Source organism: Pararhizobium sp. (assembly GCF_035497515.1).
In the GTDB taxonomy this organism is placed as follows: Bacteria; Pseudomonadota; Alphaproteobacteria; order Rhizobiales; family Rhizobiaceae; genus Pararhizobium.
Genome location: NZ_DATJDJ010000112.1, coordinates 79712 through 97536, shown reverse-complemented (window position 1 = coordinate 97536; position 17825 = coordinate 79712). Strand labels below are relative to the sequence as shown.

At 60.5% G+C, this 17825-nt stretch carries 14 protein-coding genes; 1 reads left to right on the top strand and 13 read right to left on the bottom strand.

Annotated features, from left to right (window positions below; all coding sequences use genetic code 11):
* The 7 genes from scpA to VL202_RS12370 form a co-directional block, all read right to left on the bottom strand.
* Window positions 1–1556: methylmalonyl-CoA mutase (gene scpA, locus VL202_RS12400; protein ID WP_325464420.1), on the bottom strand; the 1556-nt coding region annotated here is incomplete at its 3' end.
* Window positions 1556–3559, bottom strand: a complete 2004-nt coding sequence (locus tag VL202_RS12395; RefSeq protein WP_325464419.1) for an acetyl/propionyl/methylcrotonyl-CoA carboxylase subunit alpha — start codon at window positions 3557–3559, stop codon at window positions 1556–1558. The genes scpA and VL202_RS12395, both read right to left, overlap by 1 nt.
* Window positions 3560–3575: 16 nt before the next feature.
* Window positions 3576–3986 (bottom strand): hypothetical protein, encoded by a 411-nt coding sequence (locus tag VL202_RS12390; protein ID WP_325464418.1) that lies wholly within the window; start codon window positions 3984–3986, stop codon window positions 3576–3578.
* A 4-nt stretch (window positions 3987–3990) separates the two neighbouring features.
* Window positions 3991–4368 carry a hypothetical protein gene (locus VL202_RS12385; RefSeq protein WP_325464417.1) on the bottom strand — a complete coding sequence of 126 codons (378 nt, stop codon included), beginning with the start codon at window positions 4366–4368 and terminating at the stop codon, window positions 3991–3993.
* An 11-nt stretch (window positions 4369–4379) separates the two neighbouring features.
* On the bottom strand, window positions 4380–5291 hold the full coding sequence (gene yghU / locus VL202_RS12380; RefSeq protein ID WP_325464416.1) for a glutathione-dependent disulfide-bond oxidoreductase: 912 nt from the start codon (window positions 5289–5291) through the stop codon (window positions 4380–4382).
* 124 nt (window positions 5292–5415) lie between these two features.
* Window positions 5416–6948 carry an acyl-CoA carboxylase subunit beta gene (locus VL202_RS12375; protein ID WP_325464415.1) on the bottom strand — a complete coding sequence of 511 codons (1533 nt, stop codon included), beginning with the start codon at window positions 6946–6948 and terminating at the stop codon, window positions 5416–5418.
* A gap of 157 nt (window positions 6949–7105) precedes the next feature.
* Window positions 7106–7942 (bottom strand): phytanoyl-CoA dioxygenase family protein, encoded by an 837-nt coding sequence (locus tag VL202_RS12370; RefSeq protein ID WP_325464414.1) that lies wholly within the window; start codon window positions 7940–7942, stop codon window positions 7106–7108.
* A gap of 105 nt (window positions 7943–8047) precedes the next feature.
* Here VL202_RS12370 and VL202_RS12365 point away from each other — a divergent pair, with 105 nt between their 5' ends.
* Window positions 8048–9118 (top strand): LacI family DNA-binding transcriptional regulator, encoded by a 1071-nt coding sequence (locus tag VL202_RS12365; protein WP_325464413.1) that lies wholly within the window; start codon window positions 8048–8050, stop codon window positions 9116–9118.
* Between the two features lie 8 nt (window positions 9119–9126).
* On the opposite strand, the gene pseC is transcribed toward VL202_RS12365, so the two are convergent.
* The 6 genes from pseC to pseI all read right to left on the bottom strand — a co-directional run bounded on the left by pseC (window position 9127) and on the right by pseI (window position 17811).
* Entirely contained in the window at window positions 9127–10281 is a 1155-nt protein-coding gene (pseC, locus tag VL202_RS12360) for a UDP-4-amino-4,6-dideoxy-N-acetyl-beta-L-altrosamine transaminase (protein ID WP_325464412.1), read from the bottom strand.
* Window positions 10278–11279 carry a UDP-N-acetylglucosamine 4,6-dehydratase (inverting) gene (gene pseB, locus VL202_RS12355; protein WP_325464411.1) on the bottom strand — a complete coding sequence of 334 codons (1002 nt, stop codon included), beginning with the start codon at window positions 11277–11279 and terminating at the stop codon, window positions 10278–10280. Before pseB ends, pseC begins: the two co-directional genes overlap by 4 nt.
* Window positions 11280–11443: 164 nt before the next feature.
* Window positions 11444–12202: an AAC(3) family N-acetyltransferase gene (locus VL202_RS12350; RefSeq protein ID WP_325464410.1), complete on the bottom strand. Its 759-nt coding sequence runs from the start codon at window positions 12200–12202 to the stop codon at window positions 11444–11446.
* Window positions 12203–12223: 21 nt separating this feature from the next.
* The gene (locus VL202_RS12345) at window positions 12224–13555 is read right to left on the bottom strand and encodes a DUF4910 domain-containing protein (protein ID WP_325464409.1); all 1332 of its coding nucleotides are present in this window, start codon (window positions 13553–13555) and stop codon (window positions 12224–12226) included.
* Window positions 13556–13579: 24 nt separating this feature from the next.
* On the bottom strand, window positions 13580–16741 hold the full coding sequence (locus VL202_RS12340; protein ID WP_325464408.1) for a hypothetical protein: 3162 nt from the start codon (window positions 16739–16741) through the stop codon (window positions 13580–13582).
* Entirely contained in the window at window positions 16738–17811 is a 1074-nt protein-coding gene (pseI, locus tag VL202_RS12335) for a pseudaminic acid synthase (protein WP_325464407.1), read from the bottom strand. The genes VL202_RS12340 and pseI overlap by 4 nt, the downstream gene beginning before the upstream one ends.
* Window positions 17812–17825 lie beyond the last annotated feature (14 nt).

Genomic DNA, 17825 nt, shown 5'->3' with positions numbered 1-17825 from the left:
ACGGCGGCCTCGAGAATATTGCCGGTGCCGGTGCGGGCGACCCCGGTGAGGGCGGCAAGTGCCGCGGCGACCTCGCTTGCACTGCGGCGGCGCCTGGTCTCCTCGATACGCCTGATCTGGGCGGCACGCACGGCGGCATTGTCGATGTCGAGAATGTCGAGATCGTCCTCGGTTTCCAGCCGGTACCTGTTGACGCCGACGATGACGTCCTCGCCCTTGTCGACGGCCGCCTGGCGGCGGGTGGCGGCCTCCTCGATCAGCCGCTTGGGCAGGCCCTCAGTGACGGCCTTGGTCATGCCGCCGAGCACCTCGACCTCCTCGATCAGCGCCCAGGCTTTTTCAGCAAGCTCCGACGTCAGGCTTTCGACATAGTAGGAGCCGGCCAGCGGATCGACCACCTTCGTCACGCCGGTTTCGTGCTGCAGGATCAACTGCGTGTTGCGGGCAATACGCGAGGAAAATTCCGTCGGCAGCGCGATCGCCTCGTCGAAGGAATTGGTGTGCAGCGACTGCGTGCCGCCGAGCACCGCCGACATGGCCTCGAACGCGGTGCGGACGATGTTGTTGTAGGGGTCCTGTTCCTGGAGCGAAACGCCGGAGGTCTGGCAATGGGTGCGCAGCATCAGCGACGACTGCTTCTTCGGCTGGAACTCCTGCATGATCCGGGTCCAGAGCAGGCGGGCGGCCCGGAGCTTGGCGGCTTCCATGAAGAAGTTCATGCCGATGGCGAAGAAGAACGACAGGCGGCCGGCGAAGGCATCAACATCAAGACCCTTGGCGATGGCCGCACGGACATATTCTCGCCCGTCGGCAAGGGTGAAGGCCAGTTCCTGCACAAGCGTCGCACCCGCTTCCTGCATGTGGTAGCCGGAGATCGAGATCGAATTGAATTTCGGCATTTCGCGGGCGGTATAGTCGATGATATCGGCGACGATCCGCATCGAGGGCTCGGGCGGATAGATATAGGTGTTGCGGACCATGAACTCCTTGAGGATGTCGTTCTGGATGGTGCCGGACAATTGCGCCCGCGACACGCCCTGTTCCTCGCCCGCGACGATGAAGGAGGCAAGGATCGGGATGACCGCGCCGTTCATGGTCATCGACACCGAGATTTTTTCGAGCGGAATGCCGTCGAACAGGATCTTCATGTCCTCGACACTGTCGATCGCCACGCCGGCCTTGCCGACATCGCCCTCGACTCGGCGGTGGTCCGAATCATAGCCGCGATGGGTGGCAAGATCGAAGGCGACGGAAACGCCCTGCTGACCGCTCGCCAGCGCCTTGCGATAGAAGGCATTCGAGGCTTCGGCGGTGGAGAAGCCCGCATATTGACGGATGGTCCAGGGCCGGCCGGCATACATGGTGGCACGCGGCCCGCGGGTGAACGGCGCAAGGCCCGGCAGCGAGCCGAGATGATCAACAGCTTCGAGATCGGTCTCGGTATAGAGCGGCTTGACGGCGATGCCTTCCGGCGTCTGCCAGGTCAGGGCATCCGGCGAGGCTTTCAGTTCGCGTTCGGCAAGGGCGGACCAGTCTTCGATCGTCTTGTCGGACATCACTCGAACTCCATGATCAACTCATCCACCGCAAGGCTCGCACCCGCAGCCACGGCCACGCGCTTGACGGTGCCGCGGCGTTCGGCGCGCAGGATGTTCTCCATCTTCATCGCCTCGACGGTGGCGAGCGCCTGGCCGGCTTCGACGGCTTCTCCAGCGGTTACCGTAACCGTGGTGATAACGCCGGGCATCGGGCAGAGCAGCATCTTCGACGTATCCTGCGGCAGCTTCTTCGGCATCAGCCGAGCAAGCTCGGCCACGCGCGGGCTGCGGACATGGGCGGTGACATCCATGCCGCGCCAGCGCAGCCGGATACCGGTGCCGACGAGGTCGATCTTGACGCCCATGGCGGTACCATCGACATTGAACCGGGCATGGCTGCGGCCGGGCGTCCAGTCGCCGGCGACGGCCAGGCGAATGCCGCCGTCCATCTCGACATAGGCGCCATCGGCGGAATAATCGAGCGTCAACGCCTGTTCCCGGCCGGCAAAGCTGACGACCCAGTCCTTGCCGATGACGCGGCGATGATTGCCGATCGTGCCGGAAATCTGCGCCGCCCGGCTCTGCAGCGCCTGGTGAACGAGCGCTGCGACGGCGGCAAGCGTCCGGCCCGAGGCGGGGTCCGGTTCGACGCCCTGGAAGCCTTCGGGAAATTCCTCGGCGATGAAGGCGGTGGTGAGCCTTCCCTCGCGAAAGCGCTCATGCTGCATGACCGCCGACAGGAAGGGCAGGTTGTGGCCGATGCCCTCGACTTCGAAATTGTCGAGCGCCGCACTCATCGCATCGACGGCAGTCAATCTGTCCGGCGCCCAGGTGCAGAGCTTGGCGACCATCGGATCGTAATACATCGAGATTTCGCCGCCCTCGAACACGCCGGTATCGTTGCGCACCACGGTGCCATCCGGTTGCGGGCCTTCCTGCGGTGGGCGATAGCGGGTGAGACGCCCAATCGAGGGCAGGAAATTGCGATAGGGATCCTCGGCATAAAGCCGGCTTTCGATCGCCCAGCCATCGAGCCGGATATCCGCCTGACCGAAGGAAAGCTTTTCCCCGGCGGCGACGCGGATCATCTGCTCCACGAGATCGATGCCGGTGATCAGCTCCGTCACCGGATGCTCGACTTGCAGGCGGGTGTTCATTTCGAGAAAGTAGAAATTGCGATCGCCATCGACGATGAATTCGACCGTACCCGCCGAGTAATAGCCGACCGCCTTTGCCAGCGCGACGGCCTGCTCGCCCATGGCTTTGCGCGTTTTCGGGTCGAGGAAGGGCGACGGCGCTTCCTCGATGACCTTCTGGTTGCGCCGCTGGATCGAGCATTCGCGCTCGCCGAGATAGAGCACTGTGCCGTTGATATCGCCGAGCACCTGGATTTCGATATGGCGCGGCTGGGTGACGAATTTCTCGATGAAGATGCGATCGTCGCCGAAGGAGGCTTTCGCCTCGTTCTTCGAGGATTGGAAACCCTCGCGCGCCTCCGCGTCGTCAAAGGCGATGCGCATGCCCTTGCCGCCGCCGCCGGCAGACGCCTTGATCATCACGGGATAACCGATCTCGCTGGCGATCTTCACCGCCTCGTCGGCATCCGCGATCAGCCCCATATGGCCGGGCACGGTGGATACACCGGCTTCGGCGGCGAGCTTTTTCGAGGTGATCTTGTCGCCCATCGCCTGGATCGCGCCGACCGGCGGGCCGATGAAAGCGACGCCCGCCTTTTCCAGCGCGGCAGCAAAAACGGCGTTTTCCGACAGGAAGCCGTAGCCCGGATGCACCGCATCGGCCCCGGTCTGGCGGATCGCATCGAGGATCCGGTCGATGACGATATAGGACTGGTTCGACGGCGCCGGCCCGATATGCACCGCCTCGTCGGCCATTTTCACATGCAGCGCATCACGATCGGCATCCGAATAGACCGCGACCGTCGCAATACCCATCTTCCGCGCCGTCCGGATGACCCGGCAGGCGATCTCGCCACGGTTGGCAATGAGGATTTTCTTGATCATGGATGGCTGACCTCGCTCATTCGGCGGTTTTCTTGATGCCGCGCGCCGTGGCAGCATCCTTCTTCTCATCCTCGAAAGCCTGCGGGAAATTCTTGCGGGCCAACGGCTCGTTGAATTTCAGCAATGCCTCGTAGGACGCCGGATCGAAGCCCCTTTCCGCCGGCAGCAGTTCGCGGCCGAACAGGCGGCAGAGCCGCTCTCCGTCCAGATTACCCCGCTGGAACGGCGTCGTGCCGAAATACTGCCAGAGGGCCTGGACAAAGCCAATATCCGCGAGCGCGACAGTCTGATCCATGGTGCGCTGCCGCGGCCAGGCGGTCAAAGGGGTCACCCTGGAGTTCGCCCGGCGCAGGGTGAATTGCCATTGCGTTCCGAGCAGGCCGGCCGGAAAGCCGCGATGCTTGGGCATTTCGGGGGTCTTGGCCATCGCGTCACACCTCGAACACGTCTTCGAACGATTCCGGAAAGCTCTTGCGCGCCACCCGTTCGTCGATCTGCAGCAGGGCTTCGTAGGATGCGGGGTCGAAGGGGCTTTCGGCGGGGATGACCTCGCGGCCGAACAGGAGGTTGAGCCGCCCGGCATCGAGATTGCCGCGCTCGAACGGTTCCGTGCCGAAATGATGCCAGAGGGCATGCAGGAAAGCGGCATCGACCTTCTGCCCGGTCGTGTTTGGACGCGCGAGGCGGGTCAGCGGTTTCAGCGGGGTAACCGCCTTCTCGTTCGGTCTGCGGATAGTGAAATGATGGCCATGGCCGGGCAGGCCGGAGGGGAAGCCCCGGTGTTTCGTCATCTCGGTCCGTTTGGCCATCTTGTTTCTCCTTACGCCTTTGCCGCGTCGGTCGGGGCGATCTTGTCCTGCGTCTTCGTCTCGAAGTCGGAGGCGTCGTGGCGCTCGTGCAATTGTTCGGCCGGATCACCCATCACCCGGTTGACCATGCGGCCGCGCTTGACGGCCGGACGTTCGGCGATCTCGGCGGTCCAGCGCTGGACATGCCTGTAGCTCTGGACGTCGAGGAAGGCGCCGGAATCGCCATATTGCTTGCCCTGCGCCAGGTTGCCGTACCAGGGCCAGGTGGCGATGTCGGCGATGGTGTATTCCGCGCCGCCGAGATAGCGGTTGTCGGCCAGATGCCGGTCGAGCACGTCGAGCTGGCGCTTCACCTCCATGGCGAAACGGTCGATCGCATACTGGATATGCATCGGCGCATAGGCATAGAAATGGCCGAACCCGCCACCGAGATAGGGCGCGGACGCCATCTGCCAGAACAGCCAGTTCATCGTCTCCGTGCGGGCCTTGTGATCTCCAGGCAGGAAGGCGTCGAATTTTTGGGCGAGATAGAGCAGGATCGAGCCGCTTTCGAAGACGCGGGTCGGTTCAGGCGCCGAATGGTCCATCAGGGCCGGGATCTTCGAGTTCGGATTGACATCGACGAAACCGGAACCGAACTGGTCGCCATCGCCGATCCGGATCAGCCAGGCATCGTATTCGGCGCCCGCATGGCCGGCGGCCAGCAATTCCTCCAGCATGATCGTCACCTTGACGCCATTCGGCGTCGCCAGCGAATAGAGCTGCAGCGGATGTTTTCCGACCGGCAGCACCTTGTCATGGGTGGGACCTGCGATCGGTCGGTTGATATTGGCAAAGGCGCCGCCATTGCCCTTGTCCCAAGTCCAGAGCTTGGGGACTTCATAGCCGGCGGGAAAATTATCGGCGGGGGATTTTTCGGTCATGGACGGGTCCTTGATGGTGGCGACGCATGCGGGAAGGGCAGCATAGCCGGCTGGTCTGAATTCTCTCCGTCATCCTCGGGTCAAGCACGAGGATGGCGACATTAGTGTGCTGGGCATCTTCACCTCACAACGGGATCGTGTCGTGCTTGCGCCACAGCTGTTCCTTGCGCTTGTTCCTCAGCGAGGCGAAGGCGCGGGCGATACGTTTGCGCGAGGAATGCGGCATGATCACCTCGTCGATGAAACCGCGTTCGGCGGCCTTGAAGGGATTGGCGAAGTTGACCTCGTACTCGGCAGTGCGGGCGGCGATCTTGTCCGGGTCGCCCAGTTCGGAGCGATAGAGAATCTCGGTCGCGCCCTTGGCGCCCATCACTGCGATCTCGGCGGTCGGCCAGGCATAGTTGACGTCTGCGCCGATATGTTTCGATGCCATGACGTCATAGGCGCCGCCATAGGCCTTGCGCGTGATCAGCGTCACCATCGGCACGGTGGCTTCGCTGTAGGCAAACAGCAGCTTGGCACCGTGCTTGATGACGCCGCCATATTCCTGCGCGACACCGGGCAGGAAGCCGGGCACATCGACCAGCGTCAGGATGGGAATGGAGAAGGCGTCGCAGAAGCGGACGAAGCGGGCGGCCTTGCGTGACGAATCGATGTCCAGGCAGCCGGCCAGCGCCATCGGCTGGTTGGCGACGACGCCGACGCTCTGGCCTTCGATGCGGATGAAGCCGGTGATGATATTCTTCGCAAAGGCCTGCTGCAGCTCGAAGAAATCGCCTTCGTCGGCGATGGCCAGGATCAGTTCCTTCATGTCGTAGGGCTTGGTCGAGCTATCCGGGATCAGCGTGTCGAGCCGGCTTTCGATGCGGGCCGGGTCGTCGTGGAACGGACGGACCGGCGGCTTCTCGCGATTGTTGAGGGGCAGGAAATCGAACAGCAGGCGGACCTGTTCCAGTGTCTCGATATCGTTTTCATAGGCGGCATCGGCAACGGAGGATTTTTTCGTGTGGGTGCCGGCGCCGCCGAGTTCTTCAGCGGTGACGATTTCGTTGGTGACGGTTTTCACCACGTCGGGGCCGGTGACGAACATGTAGGAAGAATCACGCACCATGAAGATGAAATCGGTCATCGCAGGCGAATAGACGGCACCGCCGGCGCAAGGGCCCATGATGACGGAAATCTGCGGGATGACGCCGGAGGCCTCGGCATTGCGGCGGAACACTTCGGCATAGCCGGCAAGCGAGGCGACGCCTTCCTGGATACGGGCGCCACCACTGTCGTTGAGGCCGATCACCGGCGCGCCATTGCGCATGGCCATGTCCATGATCTTGCAGATCTTCTGCGCATGGGTCTCGGAGAGAGAGCCGCCGAGCACGGTGAAGTCCTGGGAGAAGACATAGACCTGGCGGCCGTTGATCGTGCCCCAGCCGGTAACGACGCCATCTCCGGCGACCTTTTGCCCTGCCATGCCGAAATCGACCGCGCGGTGGGTGACATACATGTCGTATTCTTCGAAGGAGCCTTCGTCGAGCATCACCTCGATGCGTTCACGCGCCGTCAGCTTGCCCTTGGCATGCTGGGCGTCGATCCGCTTCTGGCCGCCGCCCAGACGGGCCTCGGCGCGCTTGGCTTCCACAGTCTCGATAATGTCGCGCATGCCGCCTCCGGTCGTCTCTGCCCTCTGCTTACCCGGAAACGGGCTTGAAGGAAATCGCCGATCGCAGATGCGGGCGTGACCGGCGAAAACTTTGGTATGAGGGCGAGGGGCGGCGAGCGCCGGTCAGGCCCCGCCGCGCGCTCGGTTTCGGGAAGGTTCAGGCCGGGTCCGCGCCCATGACGAGGCCTTCGATATCGTGCTTCTGTACGATCGGCTCGAGTTTTTCGACGACTCGGCAGACGAGATGCTTGCGCGCCTTTTCCGGCAGGGCGTCGTAATAGTCCTGCGTCACCATCATGTCGTGCAGTTCGGCATGCCCGGCGCCGGGCGCATCGACGCCCAGAACCATGACTGGCCGGGCGATCGGGGACAGATGCTCGGTGCCGCGATGCATGGTGAGCGCCGAGCGGCAGGAAATGTCGCCGCGCTGTGGAAACTTGCGGACCGCCCGCTCCTGGTAACGGCCCCAGAGCGCCTTGTCGGGAAACATTTCGTGTTTCCACTCCCGCCCGTCGTCCCACTGCGTGCCTGGGGCGACCTCGAACGGTCCCATGTCGGGGGTGACATCGACCCCGGTGAGGTTGAAGGCCAGCGAGGTGATGCGGTGATCGACATATGTGTCTGATGGCGAAGGGAAGTCGCGATGCCAGGGCTGGTAACGCGCGCCTTCGAACGGCACGTCGAAACCGATCTCGACGATCTGGTAATCCGGTCCCAGCGCGTTTTCGCACATGGCGATCACCCAAGGATGCATGATGAGGTCGGCGAAGCCGCGAAAATCCTGCGGATGGATTTCCACGTACCATCGGCGCGGCCCGCGCCCGACAGCACTTCCCGGACGCTGGATGGCCGACCAGAAGGCATTCATCATGTCTTCCTTCATCGCATCCGCCCATTCGGTGGGGAACGCACCCTTCAGGCCGGTAATGCCGTCCGCCTGGAGGGTCTTCAGATTGGTTTCGATGTCGAACTGCACCGGTGCATTGATGGTCATGTCCTGTCCTCCTTGATAAGGTGAGGGTAGTTCAATTAATAATTATTAGTCAATATGCTTATGAGAATTAATAAAGTAGCCTGAGGCGGGATTCAGGAGCAGCCTGTGACGAAAACGAAACATGAAAAACCGCCGCGCCGCGTGACGATGACTGATGTGGCGAGGCTCGCGGGATGCTCGCAAGCGACCGTGTCCTTCGTGCTGAACAACGCGACCGGCGTGAAGATTTCCGCCGAAACCCGCGGCAAGGTCATCGAGGCCGCCCGCAGTCTCGGATATGGTGCCGCATCGCTCATCCATCGGCCGCTCCTGAAGAATATTCGAAGCGGCTCGATCGGCTTCCTGTGTGACCAGCTCGCCACCAGTCCCGAAGCGGTCAACGCGATCGAGGGCGCGCGGCAGGCCTGCTGGGAAGAGGGCGTGACCATCCTCGTCGCCCAGAGCATGGGCAATTCGGACATGGAGAAAAAGGCGGTCGAGACCATGCTGCGCGGCGGCATCGACGGGCTGATCTACATGACCATCTTCACCCGCCAGGTCACGCCGCCGGAGTTTCTCCACGATCTGCCGGTGCCGATCGTCCTGCTCAACTGCTTCTCGGCGGATCACTCGTTTCCCTCTGTCGTGCCCGATGAAACGGCCGGTGGCTTCGATGCGACCAATGCCCTGATCCGGCTTGGCCATCGCCGCATTGCCACCATAATCGGCGAACCCTTCATGTCGGCGACGCAGGACCGGTTGAAAGGTTACAGGAAAGCGCTTGCCAAGGCCGGCATTGCCTATGATGCGGATCTGGTGGCGGAGGGAAACTGGTCGCCGACCTCCGGGTTTGAGGCGACGCAGCGGTTCCTGGCGCTGAAGGAGCGGCCGACAGCGTTCTTCTGCCAGAACGACAGGATGGCGTCGGGCTGCTACAACGCCTTGCGCGATGCAGGCTTGAATATTCCGCAGGATGTCTCGGTGATCGGGTATGACGATGACGAGCTCTGCCGCCATGTGCGGCCGCAGCTTTCCACGCTGATCCTGCCACATCGGGCGATGGGCGCATGGGCGATCGGACAACTGGAAACGATGACGCCGCGCACGGCGCAGACCTATCCGCTGACCAAGATGGATTGCAATCTCATCGAGCGTGCTTCACTGGCCGGAACCGGACAGGCGGTTCCGGCCAGATGAGAGCGGTTTTACCCGAGGACGGTCTTCAGTGCCGAAATGACCGTGTTCTGGTCGGCTTCTGTGAGCTGCGCATACATCGGGATGGAAATCGTCCGGCTGTAATAGTCCTCCGCGTTGGGGAACGACGCGCGGTCGAAACCCATGCGGACATAATACGGCTGGCGATAGACCGGGATGTAATGGACGTTGACGCCGATGCCGGCGGCGCGCAGCGCGTTGAACGCCTCCAGGCGATTGACCGGAGCATGGTCCGTCAAAAGGATTGGGTAGAGATGCAGGCCCGACCGCTGGAAATCCGGCTCATGAGGCAGGGTCAACGGCAGGTCGGCGAGTGCGCGATCGTAGATCACGCGGCGTTCGTGCCGGGCGTCGATGAACGAATCCAGCCGGGCAAACTGGCTGGTGCCCAGTGCCGCCTGAAGATCGGTCATCCGGTAGTTGTAACCGAGCTCCAGCTGCTCGTAATACCACGGGCCTTCCGATCCATTTTCCATGCGGGAGGCGTCGCGGGTGATGCCATGCGTGCGCAGCGTAAACAGGCGGTGCGCCAGTTCCGGATCGTTGGTGGTGGCAAGGCCGCCTTCCGCCGTCGTGATGATCTTCACCGGATGGAATGAGAAGACGCAGATATCGCTATAGGCGCAATTGCCGACCGGCGCGTTGTGATAGCTGCCGCCGATCGCGTGGCTGGCATCCTCGATGATGCGGAAGCCATATTTGTCGCGCAGCTTGCCGAGGCGGACCATGTCGCAGGACTGGCCGGCGAAATGAACGGGGACGACGATCTTCGGCAGCTTGCCGTCGCGCTCGGCCACTTGCAACTTGGCTTCCAACGTATCGAGGCACATGTTGTAGGTGGTTTTGTCGATATCGACGAAATCGACCTGAGCGCCGCAATAGAGCGCGGCGTTCGAGGAGGCGACGAAGGTGATCGGCGACGTCCAGAGCCAGTCGCCTGGCCCAAGATCCAGCGCCATGCACGCCACATGCAATGCGGCCGTCGCGGAACTCATGGCAACGCCGAAGGCGCTGCCGCAATAGCCCGAAATCGCGGCTTCGAAAGCCGCGATCGCCGGTCCCTGAGTGATGAAATCGCTCAGAAGGGTGGTGCGGACGGCTTCGATGTCCGCTTCGCTGATATCCTGACGGCCGTAAGGGATCATTGCTGGGCGATCTTGTTGAATTCGCGGATTTCTTCGACGGTCATGAAGTGCGGGTTGCTGCCCGACTCGTAACCATGGCCGCGCTCGACCGGAACACCCTTTTCGCCAAGCGCGTTGACGTTGAACTGGACGTCGCGGTCGTGGAACTTGATCGTCGGCTGGATGACGAAGTGATCGGCAAATTCCAGCGTCAGGTGGCTGTCGTCGGCCGGGCACATGACTTCATGCAGCTTCTCGCCCGGGCGGATGCCGATGATTTCGTGCGGGAGACCCGGTGCCATCGCGGTGGCGAGATCGGTGACACGAACCGATGGGATCTTCGGAACGAAGATTTCGCCGCCGTGCATGCGCTCGAAGTTCTTCAGAACGAAATCGACGCCCTGCTGCAGCGAAATCCAGAAGCGGGTCATGTCGGCATCGGTGATCGGCAGGCTCTTGGCGCCCTGGGCAACCAGGTTTTCGAAGAACGGAACGACCGAACCGCGCGAACCGACGACGTTGCCGTAGCGCACGACGCCGAAGCGGGTCTTCTTCGAGCCGGTCATGTTGTTGGCGGCGACGAAAAGCTTGTCGGAGGCGAGCTTGCTGGCGCCGTAGAGGTTGATCGGGTTGGCGGCCTTGTCGGTCGACAGGGCGATGACCTTGGTGACGTTGTTGTGCAGCGCCGCGGTGATGACGTTCTGCGCACCGTCGACATTGGTCTTGATGCATTCGAGCGGATTGTATTCGGCGGCCGGAACCTGCTTCAGGGCGGCTGCGTGAATGACGTAATCGACACCTTCCATGGCAACCGCCAGGCGCTGACCATCCCGGACGTCGCCGATCAGATAACGCATCTGCGGCGAGTTGTAGGTCTGCGCCATTTCGTATTGCTTCAGTTCGTCGCGCGAGTACACGATGATCTTGCGGGGATTGTAACGGGAAAGAAGTGTGCTGACATATTTCTTGCCGAAGCTTCCGGTGCCACCGGTAATCAGGATATTCTTGTCGTTAAACATCGTTCTCACTCTTTTGATTTATTGCATAACCCGTCACATGGGTTGTCCGCATGAGCGATTGCCCGATAGCGTCCCTGTTATCCATCTGGGTGTAAAACGGAAACAATACCCCTGAAGTGCGTAAGTCCTGTGAAGTGGATCGCGAACGCGATTTTGAGCTTTCCTCAAGCTTTACTATAGCTGAACAGAACGCCCTCCGCCTGTCCGGCATCGATGACCGATTTTACGGCCTTGAAGAGTTCGGATGCCCTGGCAACGCGCAGGCCGTTCCCTTCCTTCGGCTTGTCTCCACTATATATTTTTTCTTCCCACAACCGCTTCTCCATGCCTTCGACATCCGTTAAAACGCCTTTTTCGAGGTCGCGGACGAAGATCGAGAAGGTCCTGGTATCCGTCTTGCCGTCCCATCCCGTGTAGTTCCCGGTGAAATCCTTGTGATAGCGGTAGGGCACGTCGCATATTTCCTCGACGTGGTGGTAAAACGTCATACTGTTCTGGCCAGGCATATCCAGAACGGCAACCTTGCCGTCCAGTTCGATGATTTTTGCGAACGGAGAATCCTTGCCATAGGCGCTCTTGTTGACGATCCCGGCAAACTGGTCCTTCGCCGCGCCGATGACCGCAAAGGAGTAGACGGGATGACCGGTCCGCACGGCACCGGGAGAGGCGCGCGCGGCTTCGGTCAGCGTGCCCATGTGGGATGGCGTTTCGCGGATGTCGAAATCGGCACCCTTGCAGAAGTCGAAGTTGAACAACGGAAAGATCACCGTGCCGCCGGGCCCGACGGCATCGATGAACGACTGGAGAATCTGGGTCGGTGTATAACCGAGACCACACGTTCTTTTGATGCTGCTGTGGATGAGAACGATGTCGTTCTCATTGATTCCGGCGTCCCGCCAATGGCGCGTCAAATTTTCCGTCACGGCAATTTCCCTCTTTTGCCTTTAAACCTTCGCCACCGTCTTGATCATGTCCATTTTCTGCAGTTCCCGCAAAATTGGCATCAATTGATCGGCACCGCAGCCGATTTTCGCGGCAATTTCCAGAAGGCCGCGTTTTCCATCGGCGAGCGACAACATCATCAGAAGACGATTCAGCGTCGTGCGATGATCGGTAAAGCCATCGCTGGAGCTTCCCCGGTTCATCGGTGAGTTGATGGTCGGGTAGAGTCCGCGCCGGCCGAGTTGAGGCTCGCCGTGAGGGTGTGTGTTTTCCAGATGACTGTCGTGGAGATCGAACACTTCGATGAATTCGGCAAGCGCATCGGCGGCGCGCTCCACCTGTTCGATGCGCATGAACCGCTTGTCATCGGCGGAGGTATGATATTCGACAAACTGGCCGTAGACCGTGCGGGCCGCCTGGATAACCGGAAGGTTGAAGCCCGGAGAGCAGAACTGCCGTTCATCCGAACCGGATATCGGCGTGAATTCGCGGATTTCGAATTTCTTCGGATACCAGGTCGCAAAGGTTCTTGCGAGCGAGTCGATGGGACCGGGCGTGCCCACCCAATCCTGCCGCGACATCTTGAAGCTCAGCGTATCGCGGTGACCGCCAAGGCATGTCAGCACCAGGCCGCCCACGAGCCGCTTGCCGATCTCCTCGCCGAAGCGGCTGAGATAGCAGATCGATCCGATCGTTTCCGGGCAGAGCAGGAAGAGATAGGTGTGACGCCGATACGGCATCGCCTTGATCCGCTCGTACATGCGCAGCAGACCCAGCGGCCCGGACAGCTCGTTGTTGGCCATGCTTGGATGGCAGAGATAGGACGATATCAGGATCGTCTTGTCGGATTCACCCGGCAGCACGGATGTGGCGAAATTCACCGCTCCCGGTTGCAGCTTCGTGCGGATGTCGACGACATATTGCCCCTCCTGCAGCTCTTCGCGCTCGCGATGAGTGAGGCAAAAACCCCAGCGAGGGCTGTAATAGCTGGTGACATAGGGAATGGCGTCCGGCAGATGCGGCAAGGAATGCAGGTGTGGCTGCAGATCGGCCAAAGACAGGGTAGCCGAGTGCGGGATCGAATAGTTCACGAGATGGAGATTGTTTTGCGCAAAGTCGCAAACGACATTTCCATCCGGTCCGATCAGCCTAGCGCTTTCGACAGACCACTCATCGGGAACCGTCCAGTCCAGGACGGTTTCGCCGCTGGCAACGCCATGCATTTCGAGCGGCATGTATTCACCAAGAATTTCAAGGCTTTCCCGCAGGCCGGGTCCCGTTATGCTTCGGCAAATCGGAAACAATTTATCGAAAATGGAAGAAAGATCAAACATGGGTTCAAAACTTCTCGTTATCGCCTAAGCGCTCAATTGCATCGGAGGAACAAATATATGGCTGTTTTCGGCGCCGGGTTCCTTTCCGGTTCCGAGCGCACGCGCGGTCAGTTCTAATACGGCCGGATCGTCCGTTTTCTTCAAATCTTCGCTGTACCAGGTTGGTGGATACAGCGTTTTATTGGTCACGGGTCGCGTGTGGTAGCGGTATGGCAGGGTGAAATTGTCGCTGGCCATGTAGGTCAGCCAGCAGGCTGCCCGCTCGCGAATGTCTTCCGCCATCACGATCGGCTTCTCGAAGCGAAGCATGCGCTCGAAGTCCGCACGGTCCTTGGGGACGGGATGTCCGATCGGGTAGTCGATCGGGGCAAAATGTCCGGCAAGAATGCAAGGAATGCCCATGATGCCAAGCTCGATCGTCGTCGTGCCGTTATAGATGAGGCCGATATCGATCAGTTGCTCCATGTCATGCATATCAAACCAGCGATGGCCCAGAACCATGACGTTTTCGCTCGACGGATTCTTGATGAGGTCCGTGAAGAGCTCATTCGGGAAGGTCGCGATCTCGTTGTTCATCTCATGCGGATGCGGCTTGATCAGCAGAAGCGTATTGCTGCCATCGACGGCATCGACGCAATGGTTGATCCAGTCCTGCATGTTGGCATGGGCCGGGCCGCCGTCGAACGGCAGGCCTGAATCACAGACCACCTTGCCGAAGGCGCAGGCAACCTTGCCGCCCTTCGCGCGCCATGCGGCGATTTTCTCCCTGGCTTCCAGCGCCTCCGGCGGAGGTATTTTGACGCCGCTTGTCGAACGCTTCACCCGCGTGACGTTTTCGAAGCGTTCCAGCATTTCCGGCGCCTCGAGGCGGCGCTCCTCATAATAGCGCTCGAAATTCTCCGGCACGGGAAAGCTTGCGGAGCGAACGTTCTTGTAGCGCGTCATGTTTCGCAGCACGAGGCGCTGGGACACGTTGGTGGAAAAGTTCGTGAAGTAGTTCTGATAACCATTGGCGGCATGCAGGAAGAAGAAGGTCTCGGAATTGCCTCTCCGGTCACAGAAGAAACGATGCAGGGAGTCCGGCAGGCGATTGTTGTAAAGGGACATGGTCGCAAAACGCAGGCCCGTCTGCTGCTGGACGCCCAGAGCATAGTCCAGAACCCGGGCCGTACATCGTGTCCAGCTCGCCAGTCCGCTGATATAGCGCTGCAGGGATGGGCAGCCGTAATCGACATTGTAGCAACGACGGTTGATCGCCGCATCCTCCCAGATCGGATGCGACAGATCCAGATCACCCCACCGTAGGCGGCCAGTCGCCGGCTCGAACGTAAAGTCGGCGACATCCGGCAGGATTTTCGCACGGCTGGGGTGAATGGAACTCATGCGCATGACGGCGCCGTTCATGGCGTCGATCACGGCAATCCCGGTCTTTTCGATTGGAAGAAGCCCCTCGACCGTCGGGACGACGGCCCAGCCCTGCCGCTTCATCTCCATCAGGACCTGGATAGGATAAAGCCGCAACTGGCTGATATTGCGGGGCGATACCAGAACGACGCCCTTGGGGTTCCTGGGCTGCGGGACGCTTGAAAAGATCGTCGCCGTCTTCTCGAGGAATTTCAGTTCGCCGATACGATTGATGAGCTGATAGCTCAATGTCGGCGAGAAACGGCCAGGTTGGGACAGCAGCTGGCCATAGATGTTATAAACGATCGTGACGGCGTCCTTGAACCTGCCCTGCCGCTCGACGATATTGACGTATTCGAGCGAGCACGGCATCAGTCGGAACCGTTGGGGCAATGTGTTGAACATCGCGACCGCGTCCTTGTAGCGGCCTGAGCTTTTTGCCCAGCGGAAGTAGCTTTTCACGTCCAGCGCCCTGGTCGGCTGCAGGTGAGCCACATGGGCGATGATCGTGTTGGCATGCTTGATGTCCGCCATTTCGGACGAAATTTCCGCGGCGGCAGGCCAGATCGACGGCTGATACATGACTTTGCGGGAAAGGCTGACGCATCTGCGGATAATCTGCTCGCTCTCGTCCGTGAGCCCCAGCTTCCGGGTGAGATTGAGCATCGCGCAGAGTTCGGAAACAACCTGCCTCGGCCCGCCAGCTTTCTTGTCGCTACGCTGGAAAATGTCGGGGTTTTCCTCGATAAGCTCAAGCACCCGCTTTCTCGCAAGATCGTATGCGTCGGCATAGCTGGTGACGCGTCGCACGCCTTGACGGAGCATTTCTCCGATCACGTTCAGCTTCGTCTGCAATGTCGGCGCTTCATGGAAGTCGCGGTCACATGCATCGAGATATTCTGTGTGCAGACGTCCCTGGAGATAATGCTCCTTGAACCGAAGGAGCTGTTGGGTCACTTCTGGAAGCGCCTGCTGCTCGGCATCCTGCGTCGTCGCGGCCTCCTGTTCGAACACCTCTTTTTCGACGAGCGCTTCCTTGTAATTCGTGGAATCCGGCTGCTGGCCGTTCTCGACGGAATCCGCGGTTAATTGTTCCGCCTTGAGCTCGCCCTTATCGACGATATTGCCGTAATTCATTGAATCATCGACGAAATCCATTTGATCGCGGGCGATCTGGTCGACGGTTCGCCAGCAGTTGCGCAGGGCGGTGAAACGGCGCTTTTCTATCGGGTTATCCGCCAGATGAGGTCTCTGCAATTCACGGGCAACCGTCTGGCTTGCTTTGCGGTATTCCCCTTTCATCGCCTCACACATGGTGACGATGTGAATGAGATAGACGCTGCGTGGATATTTTTTCCGGACCGCCAGAGCGGCCTTCAACAGCCGGCGTCGTCCGCTTTCCTGTACGATTTCCCGGGAGATTAGCCGACCCACTTCGAATGGCGCGGTCCTGTCCATTTTCTCCAGTTGAGCGAGACGGACGAAAATCCTGTGAAAGTCCTTGAGCCTGATACGCTTCAGCAGCTTGCCGTTGGCCAGCCGCGCCTTGTAATCTTCAGCCGCGTCAAAATTTCCGGCGATCCGGCTCATCTTTTCAAGTTGGCGGAGCATTCGAAGTGTAGCCGGGCCGTTCTTGTCCGCGATCTTGAGCGCGGGTAGGGCAAGGCGAGACATTTTCAGGTCGGCAAGCCACCCACCCACCACGCGGGGCGTATGGTAGAGAAGATCGTGTGTGATGCGCGAAAGGAGGCCGGTTTTGGCGTGTACTGCTTTCTGTGTCAAACGTCGTTCCTCTCCAGCAGGTCCCAGCTCATCGGCGTACCACGGCTGACGTCGCGGCCGATGCGGCGGCCGAGCAGCATTTCGTAGTATTTCGGCGCAAGGCCCGAGCCTGGGCGGATACGGCGCAGCGACGTCTCCGTCAGGACGTCACCGGCCTTCAGGTCTTCGCCGATATAGAGCGAGCGGCGCTTCTTGCGACCTGCCATTTCGGACGCGGTGCCGCCGAAATGGATGTGGCCGAGCGCCAGGTAGGCACGTTCGGTTTCCTCGACCAGACTCTTGAATTCGTCCGGCTCCAGCGAGAAGGCGGAATCGACGCCACCTTCGCTGCGGTCGATGATGAAATGCTTCTCGATGACGCTGGCGCCGAGCGCGATCGCGGCAACCGACGCGCCGATACCGAGCGTGTGATCCGAGAGGCCGACATTGACGCCGAACGTCTTCTGGATCTGCGGGATCGTGACCAGGTTGGTGTTCTCGGGCGATGCCGGATAGCTCGAGGTGCACTTGAGCAGCGTCAGGTTGGTACAGCCATTGGAAAGTGCCGCTTCGACAGCTTCCTCGATTTCGGCGATCGTCGCCATGCCGGTGGACATGATCATCGGCTTCTTGGTGCGCGCGACGGTCTTGATCAGCGGAATGTCGGTCAATTCGAAGGATGCGATCTTGTAGCAGGGTGCATCGAGGGATTCGAGCAGTTCGACCGCGTCGTCGCTGAACGGGGTCGAGAAGCAGAGAATGCCCTTTTCCTTCGCGCGATCGAAGATCGGCTTGTGCCATTCGGCAGGCGTCTTGGCTTCCTCATAGAGATCATAGAGACGGCGTCCGGCCCAGAGCGACTTCGGATCCTTGATGGAGAATTCGCCCTCGTCCATGTCGAGCGTCATGCTGTCGGCTGTGAAGGTCTGGATCTTCAGCGCATGCGCCCCGGTGGCGGCTGCCGCATCGACGATCTCCAGGGCGCGCTGCAGGGACGCATTATGATTGCCCGACATTTCGGCGATGATGAAGGGTGATCCATCCACCTTGAAGCCGTGCGCAGCGCCAAGTTCGTCCTTCAGTGTGAGCATGCGAAAACACCTTT

Excerpts from the sequence above, each read along its gene's own strand:
- pseI (WP_325464407.1), bottom strand. The coding sequence starts at position 17,811 with ATGCTCACACTGAAGGACGAACTTGGCGCTGCGCACGGCTTCAAGGTG.
- yghU (WP_325464416.1), bottom strand. The coding sequence starts at position 5,291 with ATGACCGAAAAATCCCCCGCCGATAATTTTCCCGCCGGCTATGAAGTC.
- VL202_RS12385 (WP_325464417.1), bottom strand. The coding sequence starts at position 4,368 with ATGGCCAAACGGACCGAGATGACGAAACACCGGGGCTTCCCCTCCGGC.
- VL202_RS12345 (WP_325464409.1), bottom strand. The coding sequence starts at position 13,555 with ATGTTTGATCTTTCTTCCATTTTCGATAAATTGTTTCCGATTTGCCGA.
- VL202_RS12375 (WP_325464415.1), bottom strand. The coding sequence starts at position 6,948 with ATGCGCGACATTATCGAGACTGTGGAAGCCAAGCGCGCCGAGGCCCGT.
- VL202_RS12395 (WP_325464419.1), bottom strand. The coding sequence starts at position 3,559 with ATGATCAAGAAAATCCTCATTGCCAACCGTGGCGAGATCGCCTGCCGG.
- pseC (WP_325464412.1), bottom strand. The coding sequence starts at position 10,281 with ATGATCCCTTACGGCCGTCAGGATATCAGCGAAGCGGACATCGAAGCC.
- VL202_RS12390 (WP_325464418.1), bottom strand. The coding sequence starts at position 3,986 with ATGGCCAAGACCCCCGAAATGCCCAAGCATCGCGGCTTTCCGGCCGGC.
- pseB (WP_325464411.1), bottom strand. The coding sequence starts at position 11,279 with ATGTTTAACGACAAGAATATCCTGATTACCGGTGGCACCGGAAGCTTC.
- VL202_RS12370 (WP_325464414.1), bottom strand. The coding sequence starts at position 7,942 with ATGACCATCAATGCACCGGTGCAGTTCGACATCGAAACCAATCTGAAG.